Here is a 14,376-nt window from a genome sequence, read left to right as displayed (position 1 = left end):
TCTGGACATGACTGAGCCTAAACGGGGCGCGCGCCCCGTTTCAAGCGCTCCGCTCCGCGCGGACGCGGTCGCCAACCGCGCGAAGGTGGTGGCCGCAGCCCGCGCCGCGTTCACGACCGACGGGCCGGACGTGTCCCTTGACGAGATCGCCCGGCGCGCCGGCGTCGGCGCAGGCACCGTCCACCGGCACTTCGCCACCAAGGCCGATCTGGTCGAGACGGTGCTCGCCGTTGCGGTCGAGGACCTCGTTGCCACGGCGACGTCGTACGCGGACTCCGAGGAGCCGGGCACGGCCCTGCGTACCTTCCTGGTGCACCTGGTCACCGAAGGAGCGGCGACCCACGAGCTCGCTGCCCGCCTGCGGGTTCGTGCCGGCGACGTCGACGCCGCGGTTTCCGGTCCGGTCGCTGACCTCGATCGCGCGATGGCTGTCCTTCTGTCTCGCGCTCAGGACGCGGGCGTCGTCCGTGAGGACGTCGACGAGGGCGACCTGGCCGCGATCGTCGCGGCCGCGCACGCGGCTTACGTCCATCCTCAGGGCGGCGAACGGGCGGTGGCACTGGTGCTGCGAGCGCTCGACTGATACGGAGGACGCTCCTCCTGTCACCCCTGCTCGCGGCTCAGTGCCCGCGGCGGTAGGAGCGGATGAGGCTGCAGGTCGACGCGACGTACGCCGCAGAGTGCGCAGCGCACATAGACGACCCTGCCCTCCGAGGTCTGATGGCTGGACTCGGTGAGCCAACCGTGGTCGTGGGTGGCGTCCGCGCGCCGGGACTCCTCTGTTGCGCTGTCGGTCATGGTGGCCACTCTGCTGTAATGGTCTTATGCATCTCAACCCTTACGGCGAGTACGCCGTGCTCCTGGCCGCGTCGCTCGCCGACGACTGGCCTGCGGACCGGGTCGGCATCGAGGCTCGGACCCGGGAGTTCGGGATGACGATGGACTTCGCCGAGTCTCCAGATGACCACGCGCGCACTCGGCACGTGATCGATGAGTGGCTTCGCGTCGTCGACGCGTCGGAGCCGGGTGAACGGGCGCGGTTGCTCAACGAGCTGATGGCGCAGGCGACCGCGTACCCGAGGCTGACCGATCACGGGCGCGAAGGCTGGCACATCCACTACCGCGACGACACCAACGATTCGCTTCCCGACGTGCTGCGAGCGGTGATCAGCGTGGGTACAGCACTGCACCTGACCACTCGGGGCATCCATCGCCTGAGCAGGTGCGAAGCGGGGAAGGTGGAGGGGGACCCGTGCTCCGCGGTGGTCGTGGACGTCACCCGCAACGGCCGCCAGCGCTACTGCTCGGTCCGCTGTGCCAACCGCGCCGCCGTCCGCCGGCACCGCGCCCGACACTCCACGCCTGCCCACTGATCGGCGCACTCTGATGTTCAATCGGTGACGGCCTGCGCGAACGCGAGGCACACTGACCCCATGATGTCCGTGCCCGACGATGGCCGTCCTGAGCTGCGGGTGCGCCTCGCCGCTGAGACCGCCAGCGTGCCGGGCGCGCGCAGATTCGTCACCGACGGTCTAGTGGAGTGGGGCCGTGAGCATCTCGTCGACGATGCCGCTCTGTGCATCACCGAGATGGCGGCGAACTCAGCCCTGCACAGCGGCAGCCCCTACATGCACATCCGCCTGCGTGACCTCGAGCCGGCCGTGCGGCTCAGCGTCGAGGACGACGGCGCGCTGGTCCCGCTCCCAGCCGTGGCCCCGCCTCCTGTGGAGAGCCAGGGCACCACCGGGCGCGGCTTGGTGATCGTGTCGGTGCTGGCGAAGTCCTGGGGGATCGAGGAGCGTGTCGACGGGCGACGCATCTGGGCCGAGCTCGTCGGCGACGGCGTCGAGCACGACGTACGGCCTCCGACTGTGGAGTACGGCGAGCAGGCGATGCCGGAGCCGGCCGCCGTTCCCGCGGACTGGGTCACCGTGCGGCTTCCTCGCTGCCCGGTGCAGCTGGGGCTCCAGATCGACCAGCGCCTCGACGATCTGGTCCGTGAGCTCCAACTCATCGACTCCGAGGACGGCCCGAACCCGCCGCGCGAGCTCGGCGAGCTCATCGAGCGGCTGGTGACTCGACCGGCGTTCGCGCGGCACATGGGCCGTCGTACCGCCCTGGACGCGGCCGCGGCGGGGCTGGAGTACGTCGACATCGAGATGACCCTTCCCCGCGAGATGGGCGCCGTGGTGCGTGAGCTGCTGGCCGCGGACAACCTCGCCGACGAGCTCGGCGAGACCCACCAGCTGCTCACCCTGCGCTCCACGCCGGAGATGGTGTCGCTCCGGACCTGGTTCACCGACAGTATCTTCGGCCAGGCGGAGAACGACGCCGACCCGGTGCCGTACGACGAGTGGGTGAGGGCGAGAGCGGCGCTGGGTGACGGTTGATCAGGCCTTTAAGACGGACGGCGCTGTCTTCGGGATCTCTCGGACTCGGGCGATCTCCGAGTCTGGCGCGGGACAAGCCGCGATGCCGGCCTCGAGCAGAGCGCCCAGCCGTCCGTCATGATCGGGGCTGGCGCTCGCCACGACCCCATCGACGGCGCACCGGACCATCGTCGGCGCGCAACGCCTGGCGAAGGTCTTTGCGTCGATCCGGCTTCGGATCCCAAGACGATCGACCCAGGCAACCGCGCCAGGAACCGTCGCGAGTGCGAGCTGGGCCTCCCGCCGGGTGGCCGCCAGATCGGGTTCGGCATCCGCGCACAAGCGCTCAGCTTGAAGCAGGCCAGCTGCCAGCGGGCGCTGCTTCGTTTCGGGGACATCGGGGATGGCCTGCGCCGCAACCGCAACCGCGACCGCGAGCCACGTCCGGTCGTTCCCGCGTCGGCCCACGACCGAGGGGATGAGCGGTGCCAGCTGCTGGCGTCCGTCGTCGCTGGTGTAATCGTTCACCAGCCTTGCCAGATGGGCGAGCAAGGGATGAGTGCAGGACGGATGATCGCTCCACCGCTCACCGGCGAGCACCGAGGCGAGCTCCATGAAGCATGCGCCGCGTCGTGGCGTTCGATGCCGGCCAGGTGACAGGACCGGGATGCCGTCGGGAATGCGTGAGGGATTCATCGCAACCTCCTACTCCGAGCATGCGCCGACGTGCGGCCGCGATCAACCCCGGCTCTCAGGGTTGGTTGTCACCGGCGCAGCAGGGGTTTCGGTGAACCGCGGTGCGGGTTGGCCCGTATACCTGGTATGAGACCTTCTACTTTCTTCCTGGCTAGGACCGTGATTGCGGCTGCTGCCACGGCACTCTTCGCCGCGGGTTGCGGCAGCGACGACGGCGCGGATGGATCGGCCGCCGGCGGCGGATCAGCGCTCGTCTCTGTGGCCGAGGTTGACGACACCGACGTGCTCACCGATGCCGAGGGGCACACGCTCTACACCGCAGAGGTCGAGAAGGATGGACAGATCCACTGCGTCGACACCTGCGCGGAATTCTGGGAGCCGATCGTCGCGTCCGACGCTGATGTCGACGCGGCGAACTCCACGCTTGACGGCAAGTTCGGGATGGTCGAGCGTCCCGACGGATCGTCACAGCTGACGTACGACGGCCTGCCGCTGTACACCTTCGCCGAGGAGGGAGCCGGCGAGCTCCAGGGTGACGGCTTCACGGATGATTTCCAGGGCACCCAGTTCGTGTGGGCGGCGGCGCGGACCGACGGGTCCTCGGCCCCTTCGGACTCGTCCACGCCGGATGACAACGGCGGCGGCTTTGGCTACTGACGTGTAGCCAAGGACGGACGTCCGCTCGAGGGCCACCAGGAGGGGTGGGTTCGATGAACCATCGGTGAATCCGTGATGAAGGCATGCAGGGAAGCCGTCTGAGTGGTCAAGGTGGGTTCTTTTGCCTGCCTAGAATCCTGCGGTCACCGGCCAACCGGGGCACCGGCGAGACGTGGTCTCGGCGTTCGGGGGATCGTCACGGTTAAGTACTTTGAGGACCCCCACATGCCTTCGACCCTGCTGTCGTTCCCCTACTACCGCAGCAACCCCTACCTCACGATGCTCACCGTGGCACCGCGGGCGGCGGGCTGGGACGTGGTCGAGGGAGTGCAGGGGCTGCACCGGCTCGAGGCCCGCGCCGAGCACCTGGGGCCGGGGGACGTGCTCCACGTCCACTGGACCTCGCCGGTGACCGCCGGCTGCGAGAGCGTCGAGGAGGCCTGGGCCAACGAGGCCCGGTTCGAGGACGTGCTGAGCGGACTGCGCGACCGCGGCGCCGACGTGCTGTGGACGGTGCACAACTCGATCGCCCACGAGGCCGACTACGTCGATGTCGAGCTCGCGGTCGCCAAGGCGCTGGCGAGCCACGCCACCCGGATCATCCAGCTCAACCCGGCCACCGTCGAGGAGACCGCGGACTACTACGCGCTCCCGCCGGACAAGGTCGTCGACCTGCCGCACTCGTCCTACCTCGGCGTCTACCCCGACGGCGGTGACGATGCCGCCTCGCGTGAACGCATCGGGGTCCCGCAAGGTGTCCCGACGGTCGGCTTCATCGGTCAGATCCGGGCGTACAAGGGCCTCGACGTGCTCTGCCGGGCGGTGGAGATCGCCGCCGAGCAGGTGCCCGACCTGACCTTCGTCGTGGCTGGCAAGGTGGTGCCCGCCTCCGACGTGGAGACGGTCGAGGAGATGCTCTCGGCGCCCAACATCGTCAAGCGGCTCGGGTTCGTCGAGACCGTCGACTTCTCCGACTGGATGCGGGCCAGCGACGTGGTGGCGCTGCCGTACCGCCGCATCCTCAACTCCGGCTCGCTGCTGGCCGCCGGCACCTTCGGGCGTACCGCCCTCATCCCCGAGGACACCCCGGTCGCGCGGCAGTTCGCCGACGAGCCGTGGGTGGTGACGTACGCGCCGGAGCCTGATGAGCCGGTCGCTCTGGCCGCGGCGATCCTGGAGGCCCTCGACGGGCAGGAGGCGCGGCATCGGGCCGCCCATGAGTTCACCCGTGCGTACACGCCCTACGACATGTCGCGCGACTACCTGCGGCTGCTCGACGGGCTGAAGGAGGAAGCCCGATGAGCACCCCTGAGCTCTCCGTCGTCGTCCCGACGCACGACGTCGGCCTCTGGGTCGGCGAGCTGCTCTCCTCGATCCTCGAGGACCAGTCCACGCCTGCCGATCCGGTGGACCTGGAGGTCATCGTCGTCGACGACGCCTCGACCGACGAGACGTTCGAGATCGCCGAGGCGTACGCCGCCCGCGACCCGCGCCTGACGGTGGTCCGCTCACCCGGGAAGGGCGGGGGACAGGCGCGCAACCACGGTGTCTCGCTGGCGCGGGGCCGCTTCCTCGCGTTCGCGGACGGCGACGACCTCGTGCCCCGTGGGGCGTACGCCGCGATGCTGCGCAAGACGCGGGAGACCGGCTCTGACATGGTCGTCGGTCGGTTCTTCAAGCTCTTCAGCGACCGGGTCTGGTGGCCGGTGCGGGCATGGCCTGCGTTCGACGAGGAGCGCACCCTGGTGACCCTGGCCGACGCGCCGTCGGCCCTGCGCAACCGGGCCTGCTGGAACCGGGTCTTCCGGCGCGACTTCTGGGATGCCGCGCAGATCTCGTTCCCCGACGCCTCGCGCTCCAACGACATCGAGCCGATGGTGCACGCGCTGACCAGGGGCCGCTTCGACATCGTGACCGAGACGGTCTACGTCTACCGCGACCGGCCCGGACCGGGGTCGATGACGGCGAAGTCGCACTCGCCGGCGGGGATCATCAGCTACCTGGAGCAGGAGCTGCGCTGTGCTCGTCGGATCGTCGCGCTCGGCGACCCGAAGGTGCGGGCTGAGTATGCCTCGCTGATCTTCGACGCCGACGGCTGGATGGCGATCGTTCGCGCGCTGCGTGGCATGTCCGTGATCGACCCGGTGGCGCTGGAGCCGGCGCGGGCGCTGATCGCCGAGCTGGTCGCGCTCTTCGACGACGGTGTCGTCGACGACCTCGAGCGCGACAAGCGGTGGGGCTGGCGCCTGGTCGAGGCGGGCCAGTGGGCCACAGCCGCCCGGCTGATCGGCGAGGACGTCCGCTGGAGCGACCGGACGGTCGCCGACATCCTGGAGACGCTGCAGCTGGTCGCCGACAGCGGCGTGGTGCCGCTGCGTACGCTCCAGCGGCCGCTCGTCAACGCCGTCGCGACGATCTCGCTGGGCGACGAGACGCTCGTCGGCGACGACCTCGCCGACCTGGTGCTCAAGCACCACGACCTGTTCACCGTGGTCGCCGAGGCAGTCAAGGATGGCGAGGCCGGAGAGGCGCCGGGCTGGCGGCTCGGCCGAATCATGGCCGCCCTCGAGGACGGGCCCGAGCTGCTGCGTCAGGTGGTCTCCGGTGCCACCGACCCGGTGACCGCCACCTCGCTCTCGCTCGTCGACGGCCGCGCGCACCTGCACCTGGCTCACACGATGGTGGGGCCCGCTAGGCTCCGCGTCGTGTTTCTCCACGACCGCCGGCGCCGGACGCTGGACTACGACGCCACAGAGCTCGCCTCCGGCAGCCTCGAAGTCGCGCTGCCGACCGCCGCGCTCTCGGGCGGTCGCTGGCGGATGCGGTTCGAGGGCCGCGACGCGCTGGGCGAGTTCGACGGGCCGGTGATCATTCATGAGAACGTCATCGGCGAGCGGATCGGCGAGCGTGCTCAGATCGTCGAGCTCGACGGCCGCCCGCGCCACGGGATCGAGATCCCGCTGACCTTCGGCGAACGGGGCGTCCGCAAGGCCCGCCGCGTGGCGGGCCGGATCGTCCGCGGGGTGCGCCGGTGACCGCAGTCGCCGTCGCGCCCGCCAAGGACGGGCAGCCCGGGCAGGCCGGTCAGCCGGTGCGGGACAAGCGGCTGGAGATCCAGGCGCTGCGTACGGCCGCGGTGCTCGGTGTCGTCCTCTTCCATCTCTGGCCAGGGGCGATCCGCGGCGGGTACGCCGGGGTCGACGTCTTCTTCGTCATCTCAGGCTTCCTGATCACCTCCCACCTGGTGCGGGAGGCCGCGAAGCCCGGCGGGGTACGGCTGGGCGCCTTCTGGGCGCGCCGGATCCGGCGGCTGCTTCCGGCGGCGCTGCTGGTGCTCGTGTGCAGTGCGGCGGCGACGTACGTCCTGGTGCCGGAGGCACTGTGGCAGCAGTTCCTGCGGGAGACGGTCGCGGCTGCGTTCTACGTGGAGAACTGGCAGCTGTCCTGGGCCGCGGTCGACTACCTCGCCGCCGAGGACCCGCCATCGCCGGCGCAGCACTACTGGTCCCTCTCGGTCGAGGAGCAGTTCTACTTCATCTGGCCGCTGCTGATCGTCGCCGTGGCGCTCCTGACCCGGCGACGGCCGAAGGCGCGGCTGACGGCGATCCGGGCGGTCTTCCTCGCCGTCTTCGTGGTCAGCTTCGTGCTCTCGGTCTATGTCACCGCGATGGACGGCGCCGACTCCTACTTCGTCACCTACGCGCGCGCCTGGGAGTTCGCGGTCGGCGGTCTCGTCGCTGTGCTGCCGCTCTCCCTAAAGCGCGTGCCCGGGCGCTGGGCGCCGTACGCAGCGGTGGCCGGCTGGCTCGGGGTGCTCGGCGCGCCGCTGCTCTTCAACGACTCGCTGCCGTTCCCGGGCTGGGTGGCGCTGCTGCCGGTCGTCGGCACCGCGCTGGTCATCTGGGCGGGCGCGCCCCGCGGCCCCGGGCTTTGGGTCGTCGGCCATCCGGTCGTGCAGTGGATCGGGACGGTCTCCTACTCGCTCTATCTGTGGCACTGGCCGCTCGTGGTCGTGCTCCCCGAGACCGGCCCCGTGCTCGGCACCTGGCTCCGCGAGCCGCTGATCCTCCTGGTCACCATCGGCCTCGCGGCCCTGACCTACCGGTTCGTGGAGACGCCGTTCCGCACCGGACCGATCCTGGGGACCACCCCGCGGGCCATCCTCTTCGCGGTGCTCGGAGCGGCCCTGGTCGCCGCCGTCGCGGTCCCCGGGATCCTGCATGGACGCAACCTGGTCGAGGAGAGTCGCGCCCAGGCTGAGGCGCTCGCATCGGGAGAAACCGAGTGCTTCGGCGCCGCCGACCTGATGGAGGGGTGCCGGAACCCGGAGCTCGACGGCGTACTTCTCCCTGCGCCGATCGCCCGCAAGGATGACACCGGCCGGGCCTACCGGTGCTATCTCCCCGAGATCGAGACGTACGCTGCCGACGCCCGCCCCAAGGTCTGCCACCTCGGCTCCGACGACCCGGATGCGCTCCGGGTCGCGCTGGTCGGTGACTCGCACGGCGCTTCGCTGATCCCCGGCCTGACCCGGGTCGCCGAGAGCTCAGGATGGTCGGTCGACACGTTGGTCGCCAACGGCGGTGGGCTGCTCCCGGCCACCGCGGGTGACCCGCGCCGCGCCTACCGCGAGGCGCTGATCGAGCAGCTCGACCAGGAGGCGTACGACGTCGTGCTGGTCACCCAACGCCGCAATCCGAACCTCGCGGCCGGCGAGCCGGACCCGGTCGCCGACCAGCTCGCGCGGGCCTGGAAGCCGATCCTCGAGCGGGGCACGAAGATCGTCGCGCTCGCCGACAACCCGTACCTCACCCCCGAGGCGGCGACCTGCCTCGACGAGATCGAGACGCTTGCGGACGCCGGCGCGTGCGAGATGACCCGCCAGGAGGCGTACGCCACCTCTGACCCGCTCGCCGAGGCGGTTCGCCTGGCAGGGCCGGGCGCTTCGCTGATAGACCTCTCTGCGGCCTACTGCGACGAGGACCGGTGTCCCCTGGTGGTCGGCCACGTGCAGGTCTATCGCGACCGGAGCCACATCACCGCGACCTTCTCGATGACGCTGGCGCCCTATCTGGTCCGTGCGGTCGACGACGAGCTCTAGGATCTAAGATCAGCGGCGATGAGCACTCCTGACCGCAAGGCCCCGACCCGCGCCGACTACGTGCACTGGCGCACGATCACCACTCGCTGGCGCGACGACGACGCGTACGGTCACCTCAACAACGCGACCTACTACGAGTACTTCGACACCGCCGTCAACGCCTACCTCTTCGAGACGACCGGCGTGAACGTGCGGAAGCTGCCGAAGATCGGGATCGTCGCGGAGACCTCGTGCCGCTACCTGCGCGAGATCGGGTTCCCCGAGCCGGTCGAGGCCGGGCTGGTCGTCGACAAGGTCGGGAGCTCGTCGGTCATCTACCGGATCGGACTCTTTCAGGGGCCGGGCGAGGAGGCCGCGGCGGAGGGCCGGTTCGTGCACGTCTACGTCGACAACACCGACCCGTCACGTCCGGTGACGCCGATGCCCGACGAGATCCGGGAGGCGGTCATGCCGCTGTGGCGGCAGAACTGACCGTGACGCCTCGCTAAATCTTGCGTGGCGCCATTCACGGCCGTCGAGCACTGTGACAGGCTGATCCACCGCCGTAGCACGATCTAGAGCGTCTTGGGGGACCTCTGTGGACGAAGAGTTGAAGCGCATCGCACGTGGCGGACTGCGCAGGGGGCGAGACCTTGCCCGCAAGGTCTACAACGACTCGCCCCTCTACAGCCGGGCCGACGACGTACGTCTGCTCGTCGACTGCCCGCTGTTCGACCATGAGTGGTACGCCGAGCAGGTCGGCCAGCGCCTCGACCGCAAGCGGGCCGCCCGGCACTACCTCGAGCAGGACCGCGCCAAGCCGCTGGCGCAGCCCAGCCCGCTCTTCGACCCGGAGTTCTTCGTCGCGCGGCTGACCCCGCGGCTGCGCAAGCAGATGGGCGACCAGGACCCGTTCCTCTACTGGCTGCGCGCCGAGCTGTGGCTGCAGCCGACGCACCCGCTCTTCGACACCGACGGCTACACCGAGCGGCGCAAGACCGAGAACTTCTACGGCGGCGCGATCGGTCACTACGTCGACCGGGGCGCCCGCAACGGCCGCCGCGCCAACGACTGGCTGGCGCAGGTCGACGGCCGGTTCCCCGACCTGCGCGACTGGATCCGGGACCGGCGCGCGGAATGGCAGGCCCGGCAGGGCGTCCCGCAGACCTGGCGACCGGCCATCGACCACGCCCCGGCCGCCTCGGCCGGTCGCGAGCCGGTCGGCACGGTCACCGTCATCGTCGACCTCGGCGCCTCCGACGAGCTCGCCCTGGCGACGCTCGACAGCGTCGCCGCCCAGACCGGGGTGAGCACCGAAGTCATCGTCATCGACCGCGGCCTGACCCCGTCGGTCGCCGAGGGCATCCCCGAGGTCGTCCCCGGTGCCCGGGTGGTGCTCGGCGACCCGGACCGCGGTGAGCCCGGCGTCGTCGCGGCGTTCTCGCAGGTGAGCGGCGACTTCGTCGCGTACGTCACCGGGGGAGAGGTCTGGAGGCCCGGCCGGCTCGCGGGGCTGGTCTCGGTGGCCGAGGCGGCCGGGAGGCCGCTGGTCGCCGACGTGCTGGAGCGCCCCTGGCAGGCCGAGCAGCGGTTCGCCGTCGACGTACCCCCGGCCTCGCCGGGGCCCGACGTGCCCGGCCCGCTGATGCGGACCCTGCTCTCGCGACTGCTGATCTCGGTGCCGCTGCTGGCGGAGGTCGGCGGTCCCCGTGACGACATCGGCTTCGGTTGGGCCTACGAACTCGCGCTGCGGCTGACCTCCCGGGCGGTGGTCGAGGTCGTGCCCGAGGTCGGTGTCGAGCGCCGCCAGGGCATCAACCCGCGTCGTCCGCGCCAGGACCGGCTCCCGCTCGATCCCAACGACTTGGAGTCGTGGGAGGACGTCGTACGCAACCGGACCTTCATCGACTGGGCCGCTCTGGGCTCGCGCACCCCGGACCCGGACGTGGTCTCGGTGGTCATCCCGACCTACGACGACTCGCTGCTGACCGTGGGTGCGGTCGAGGCCGTGATGGAGCACGGCGCGGGCGAGAAGCGGCTCGAGATCGTGGTCTGGGACAACGGCTCCTCGGCCCGGGTCTCGGCGGTGCTCGACTCGCTGCCGCTGCGGTTCCCCGAGGTGAAAGTGGTGCACAGCACCGTCAACCACAACTTCGCGCTCGGCAACAACCTCGCCATCCCGTACGTCACCGGCGAGACCGTGGTCTTCCTCAACAACGACACCACGGCACTGACCGGCTGGCTGGAGCCGCTGGTCTCGGCCCTCGAGGATCCCGAGGTGCTCGCGGTCCAGCCGCTGCTGCTCTACCCGAGCGGGTCGGTGCAGTCGGCCGGGGTCGTCTTCCCGCCCTACGGCGGGCTGCCCTACAACATGCTCGCCGAGTACCCGCCCGAGGACGCCGCCGGCCTCGACGGCCACCGGTTCTCCGCGCTCACCGGCGCGGCTCTGGTGATGCGCTACCGCGACGTCGTCGCATGTGAGGGGTTCGACCCGATCTTCACCAATGGCATGGAGGACGTCGACCTGTGCCACCGGCTCGCCGCGCTGCGTCCGGGCTCGTTCCGGGTCGTGACCTCTGCCGAGGTCGTCCACCACGAGTCGAAGTCGAAGGGCCGCTTCGCCCGCGCCCCGCGCAACCGGCTGATCTACCTCGACCGCTGGGTCGGGCGCACCGAGCCGCGCGACGACGTGGACGCTTGGGCGGCCTGTGGCTACCAGGTCGTCGGCCGGGCGGCGGCCGGTAACCCGACCGGTCCTGCGAAGACGTACGCCGCCACCCGACCGATCCTCGCCCCGATGCCGCGCGCCTCGGTCATCGAGGGCGTACCGCAGCTGCGCTGGTCGATCAAGATCTCCGCGCCAGGGGCGCCGGAGGGAGAGCGGTGGGGCGACACCCACTTCGCCCGTGCGCTGGCCCGCTCGCTGCGCAAGCTCGGCCAGTCCGCCGTCGTCGACCACCACTACGAGTGGGAGCGGCCGAGCGCGCTCGACGACGAGGTCGTCGTCACCCTGCGCGGTCTCTCGCGCTACTTCCCGGCGCCCGACGGCCGGATCAACATCGGCTGGGTGATCTCCCACCCCGACGCGGTCACCCGCGCCGAGGCGGCCTCGTTCGACCGGCTGCTGGCCGCCGGGCCGATCTGGGCCGAGCGGATGTCGGCACGGTGGGGGATCCGCATCGACCCGCTGCTCCAGGCCACCGACCCCGAGCTGTTCAACCCCGACCGCGCGCTGCCCGACTCCGGTCACGCCGTGCTCTTCGTCGGCACCTCGCGAGACGTCGAGCGCCCGATCATCCACGACGCGGTCTCGGCAGGGCTGCCGCTGTCGGTCTACGGCCACGGCTGGGAGCCCTACATCCCGCGCCACTACGTCAAGGCCCAGTTCATGTCCAACACCCGGCTCGGCGCCGAGTACCGGGCCGCCGGGGTCGTGCTCAACGACCACTGGGCCGACATGCGCGACTACGGCTTCATCTCCAACCGCCTCTTCGACGCCGTCGCCTCCGGTGCCCGGGTCATCTCCGACGACGTCGTCGGTCTCCGCGACGTCTTCGGCGACACCGTGCAGGTCTACGAGACCCCCGAGGACCTGGTGAAATGGTCCTCGATGCCCGACCCCTCGGTCGTCTTCGGCACCGACGAGCACATCCGCGCCGAGGCCGCCCGCATCCACCGCGACCACGGCTTCGACGCCCGCGCCCGATCCCTCCTCGACATCGCGCTCGAGGAGCGCGCCAAGCGCGACCGCCGCTAGCGACCTGTCAAAGTGTCCGCATGACGATGCTGTCGGTGATCCAGCTGCGCGAGCGGGACGCGCTGGTCGATGACCTGAGGTCGCTCTCACCCGAGCAATGGCGCTCGGCCACCCTCTGTGGGGAGTGGGACGCGGAGGAGGTCGTGTCGCACCTCGGCGCGGCCTCACGACTCTCGTTCCCAGCGTGGCTGCGCAGCATGATCGGGGCACGGTTCGATCCGGCCGTACACAACCGCAGGCGGCTGGAGGAGTTCCGCGGATCCTCTCCGGAGGAGACGCTCGAGATGTTCGCCGGGATCGGACCCATCGGGCTGCCGCGGAAGGAGAGCGTCGGCGGGCTGGGGGAGATGATCGTGCACGGCGAGGACATCCGGCGACCCCTCGGCATCCGGCACGACCCCGACCCCGGAGGCCTTTCGGCGGTCGCCAGGTTCTTCGCGACCAAGGACTTCGCGGTCAACAGCAAGTCGCTGGTCGAAGGACTTCGGCTCCGAGCGGTCGACGCCGAGTTCGTGGCCGGCAACGGCCCCGAGGTCAACGGACGCCTGCTCGACCTGGTCATGGCGATGGCCGGAAGGCGCGAGGTGCTCGAGGACCTCAAGGGAGACGGCGTCCCCGAGCTGCGGCGCCGGCTGGGCTGAGCACTCCGAACCAGCTGGGGTCGCACAGGTGGCCGTATGGTGTCTGATGCGATGAGAGCACCACGGCACGGAGGAGACGGGTTGGGCAGCGACCGGAGCCGGCTCGAGCGGTTGATGCAGGAGTCCCTCCGGGTCTCACCGGCGCCAGGAAGCCACTCGCCCGCCTGGCGCGCGAGCGTCACGCTGCTCGTCGGGCTGGTGGCGCTGGCCGGCATCGGACACATCGAGCTGGCCGCGTACGCCTGTTTCGGCACCTTCGCCTCGATCTACGGTGGCCGCCAGCCGCTGCGAGGACGGTGGCGTACCCAGGCCGCCGCCGGGGCGCTGATGTGCTTCGCGGTCCTGTGCGGCGCGCTCGTGGCGACCTCTTCGCACCGGGCCTGGCTCGTCATCCCCGTCGCCGCGGTATGGGCCGCGGCCGGGTCGATGCTCTCGGACCGGTTCGTGCTGCGGCCGCCAGGCCCGATGTTCCCGGTGTTCGCGGTGGCGACCTGTGCCGCGCTCCCGGTGACCCTGTCGGGGGTCGCGGTGGCCGTCGGCGTAGCCGCCGCCGCGGCCCTGATCGCGGTGCTCCTCGGCCTGCTCGAGGAGCGGCTGGCCGGCAGCGGAGCCTCGGTCGAGGCGAGCCGCGGTGAGGTACGCCTCGACCACGCGACCGCGGTCGTCGTCGCGGTAGTGGTCGCCGGTACGGTCTCCACCGCGCTCGGGCTCAGCCACACCTACTGGGCGATGGTCGCCGCGGCCGTGCCGTTCGGCGTCACCGGGCTGCTGGCGCAGACGACCCGCGGGCTGCAGCGCGTGGTCGGCACCCTGGTCGGCCTGGTCCTGGCAGCGGTACTGCTCTCGGTCTCGCTCCCCGCCCTCGTCGTCGCGGTGGTCGTCGCCGGGCTCCAGGCGATCACCGAGCTGCTCGTCGGGCGCCACTACGGCCTCGCCCTCATCGCCATCACCCCGCTCTCGCTGCTGATGGTCCAGCTCGGCCACCCGCAGCCCGTCGATACGCTGCTCTGGTCCCGCCTCGCCGAGACCCTTCTCGGTGTCGTCGTAGGCCTCGCCGCCGCCCTCGCCCTCCGCGAGTTCCGGGCGACTACGCGCTGATGTAGAGGATCTCGCGCCGAGTCGGCGCAACCGCACGCCTCGCTCGCTTCGCTTCGCTCCAAGGCGTGCAGTTGCGCC

General features: G+C 70.8%; 13 protein-coding genes. 11 read left to right on the top strand and 2 right to left on the bottom strand.

What is annotated here, in order from left to right; translation table 11 throughout:
* Positions 1 to 7: 7 nt before the first annotated feature.
* On the top strand, positions 8 to 583 hold the full coding sequence (locus AB0F44_RS23405) for a helix-turn-helix domain-containing protein (protein WP_357359069.1): 576 nt from the start codon (positions 8 to 10) through the stop codon (positions 581 to 583).
* A 20-nt stretch (positions 584 to 603) separates the two neighbouring features.
* On the opposite strand, the gene AB0F44_RS23400 is transcribed toward AB0F44_RS23405, so the two are convergent.
* Entirely contained in the window at positions 604 to 798 is a 195-nt protein-coding gene (locus AB0F44_RS23400; protein ID WP_357359068.1) for a hypothetical protein, read from the bottom strand.
* A 26-nt stretch (positions 799 to 824) separates the two neighbouring features.
* Here AB0F44_RS23400 and AB0F44_RS23395 point away from each other — a divergent pair, with 26 nt between their 5' ends.
* Positions 825 to 1,373 carry a CGNR zinc finger domain-containing protein gene (locus AB0F44_RS23395; protein ID WP_357359067.1) on the top strand — a complete coding sequence of 183 codons (549 nt, stop codon included), beginning with the start codon at positions 825 to 827 and terminating at the stop codon, positions 1,371 to 1,373.
* A 60-nt stretch (positions 1,374 to 1,433) separates the two neighbouring features.
* On the top strand, positions 1,434 to 2,390 hold the full coding sequence (locus AB0F44_RS23390; RefSeq protein ID WP_357359066.1) for an ATP-binding protein: 957 nt from the start codon (positions 1,434 to 1,436) through the stop codon (positions 2,388 to 2,390).
* Here the strand turns inward: AB0F44_RS23390 and AB0F44_RS23385 are convergent, their stop codons facing one another.
* Entirely contained in the window at positions 2,391 to 3,065 is a 675-nt protein-coding gene (locus AB0F44_RS23385) for a hypothetical protein (protein ID WP_357359065.1), read from the bottom strand.
* Positions 3,066 to 3,224: 159 nt separating this feature from the next.
* On the opposite strand from AB0F44_RS23385, the gene AB0F44_RS23380 reads away from it, so the two are divergent.
* The 8 genes from AB0F44_RS23380 to AB0F44_RS23345 all read left to right on the top strand — a co-directional run bounded on the left by AB0F44_RS23380 (position 3,225) and on the right by AB0F44_RS23345 (position 14,298).
* Complete coding sequence (locus AB0F44_RS23380) at positions 3,225 to 3,722, top strand: hypothetical protein (RefSeq protein ID WP_357359064.1); 498 nt, start codon at positions 3,225 to 3,227, stop codon at positions 3,720 to 3,722.
* 225 nt (positions 3,723 to 3,947) lie between these two features.
* On the top strand, positions 3,948 to 5,024 hold the full coding sequence (locus AB0F44_RS23375; protein ID WP_357359063.1) for a glycosyltransferase: 1,077 nt from the start codon (positions 3,948 to 3,950) through the stop codon (positions 5,022 to 5,024).
* Positions 5,021 to 6,757 (top strand): glycosyltransferase family 2 protein, encoded by a 1,737-nt coding sequence (locus tag AB0F44_RS23370; protein ID WP_357359062.1) that lies wholly within the window; start codon positions 5,021 to 5,023, stop codon positions 6,755 to 6,757. Before AB0F44_RS23375 ends, AB0F44_RS23370 begins: the two co-directional genes overlap by 4 nt.
* A complete protein-coding gene (locus AB0F44_RS23365) occupies positions 6,754 to 8,823 on the top strand; it encodes an acyltransferase family protein (protein ID WP_357359061.1) in 2,070 nt (689 codons plus the stop codon). Before AB0F44_RS23370 ends, AB0F44_RS23365 begins: the two co-directional genes overlap by 4 nt.
* A gap of 18 nt (positions 8,824 to 8,841) precedes the next feature.
* The gene (locus tag AB0F44_RS23360; protein ID WP_008358262.1) at positions 8,842 to 9,294 is read left to right on the top strand and encodes a thioesterase family protein; all 453 of its coding nucleotides are present in this window, start codon (positions 8,842 to 8,844) and stop codon (positions 9,292 to 9,294) included.
* A gap of 118 nt (positions 9,295 to 9,412) precedes the next feature.
* Positions 9,413 to 12,559, top strand: a complete 3,147-nt coding sequence (locus AB0F44_RS23355) for a glycosyltransferase (protein ID WP_357359060.1) — start codon at positions 9,413 to 9,415, stop codon at positions 12,557 to 12,559.
* A 20-nt stretch (positions 12,560 to 12,579) separates the two neighbouring features.
* Positions 12,580 to 13,200: a maleylpyruvate isomerase family mycothiol-dependent enzyme gene (locus AB0F44_RS23350; RefSeq protein ID WP_357359059.1), complete on the top strand. Its 621-nt coding sequence runs from the start codon at positions 12,580 to 12,582 to the stop codon at positions 13,198 to 13,200.
* Between the two features lie 81 nt (positions 13,201 to 13,281).
* Positions 13,282 to 14,298, top strand: coding sequence for an FUSC family protein (locus tag AB0F44_RS23345; RefSeq protein ID WP_357359058.1), 1,017 nt, complete (start codon positions 13,282 to 13,284; stop codon positions 14,296 to 14,298).
* The last annotated feature ends 78 nt before the right edge of the window (positions 14,299 to 14,376 follow it).

The organism is Nocardioides sp. NPDC023903 (genome assembly GCF_040639295.1).
In the GTDB taxonomy this organism is placed as follows: Bacteria; Actinomycetota; Actinomycetes; order Propionibacteriales; family Nocardioidaceae; genus Nocardioides.
This window is presented reverse-complemented; position numbering and strand designations above follow the sequence as displayed.

Coding starts and splice junctions, on each gene's coding strand:
- AB0F44_RS23405 (WP_357359069.1), top strand. CDS start 8: ATGACTGAGCCTAAACGGGGCGCGCGCCCCGTTTCAAGCGCTCCGCTC.
- AB0F44_RS23400 (WP_357359068.1), bottom strand. CDS start 798: ATGACCGACAGCGCAACAGAGGAGTCCCGGCGCGCGGACGCCACCCAC.
- AB0F44_RS23395 (WP_357359067.1), top strand. CDS start 825: ATGCATCTCAACCCTTACGGCGAGTACGCCGTGCTCCTGGCCGCGTCG.
- AB0F44_RS23390 (WP_357359066.1), top strand. CDS start 1,434: ATGATGTCCGTGCCCGACGATGGCCGTCCTGAGCTGCGGGTGCGCCTC.
- AB0F44_RS23385 (WP_357359065.1), bottom strand. CDS start 3,065: ATGAATCCCTCACGCATTCCCGACGGCATCCCGGTCCTGTCACCTGGC.
- AB0F44_RS23375 (WP_357359063.1), top strand. CDS start 3,948: ATGCCTTCGACCCTGCTGTCGTTCCCCTACTACCGCAGCAACCCCTAC.
- AB0F44_RS23370 (WP_357359062.1), top strand. CDS start 5,021: ATGAGCACCCCTGAGCTCTCCGTCGTCGTCCCGACGCACGACGTCGGC.
- AB0F44_RS23360 (WP_008358262.1), top strand. CDS start 8,842: ATGAGCACTCCTGACCGCAAGGCCCCGACCCGCGCCGACTACGTGCAC.
- AB0F44_RS23350 (WP_357359059.1), top strand. CDS start 12,580: ATGACGATGCTGTCGGTGATCCAGCTGCGCGAGCGGGACGCGCTGGTC.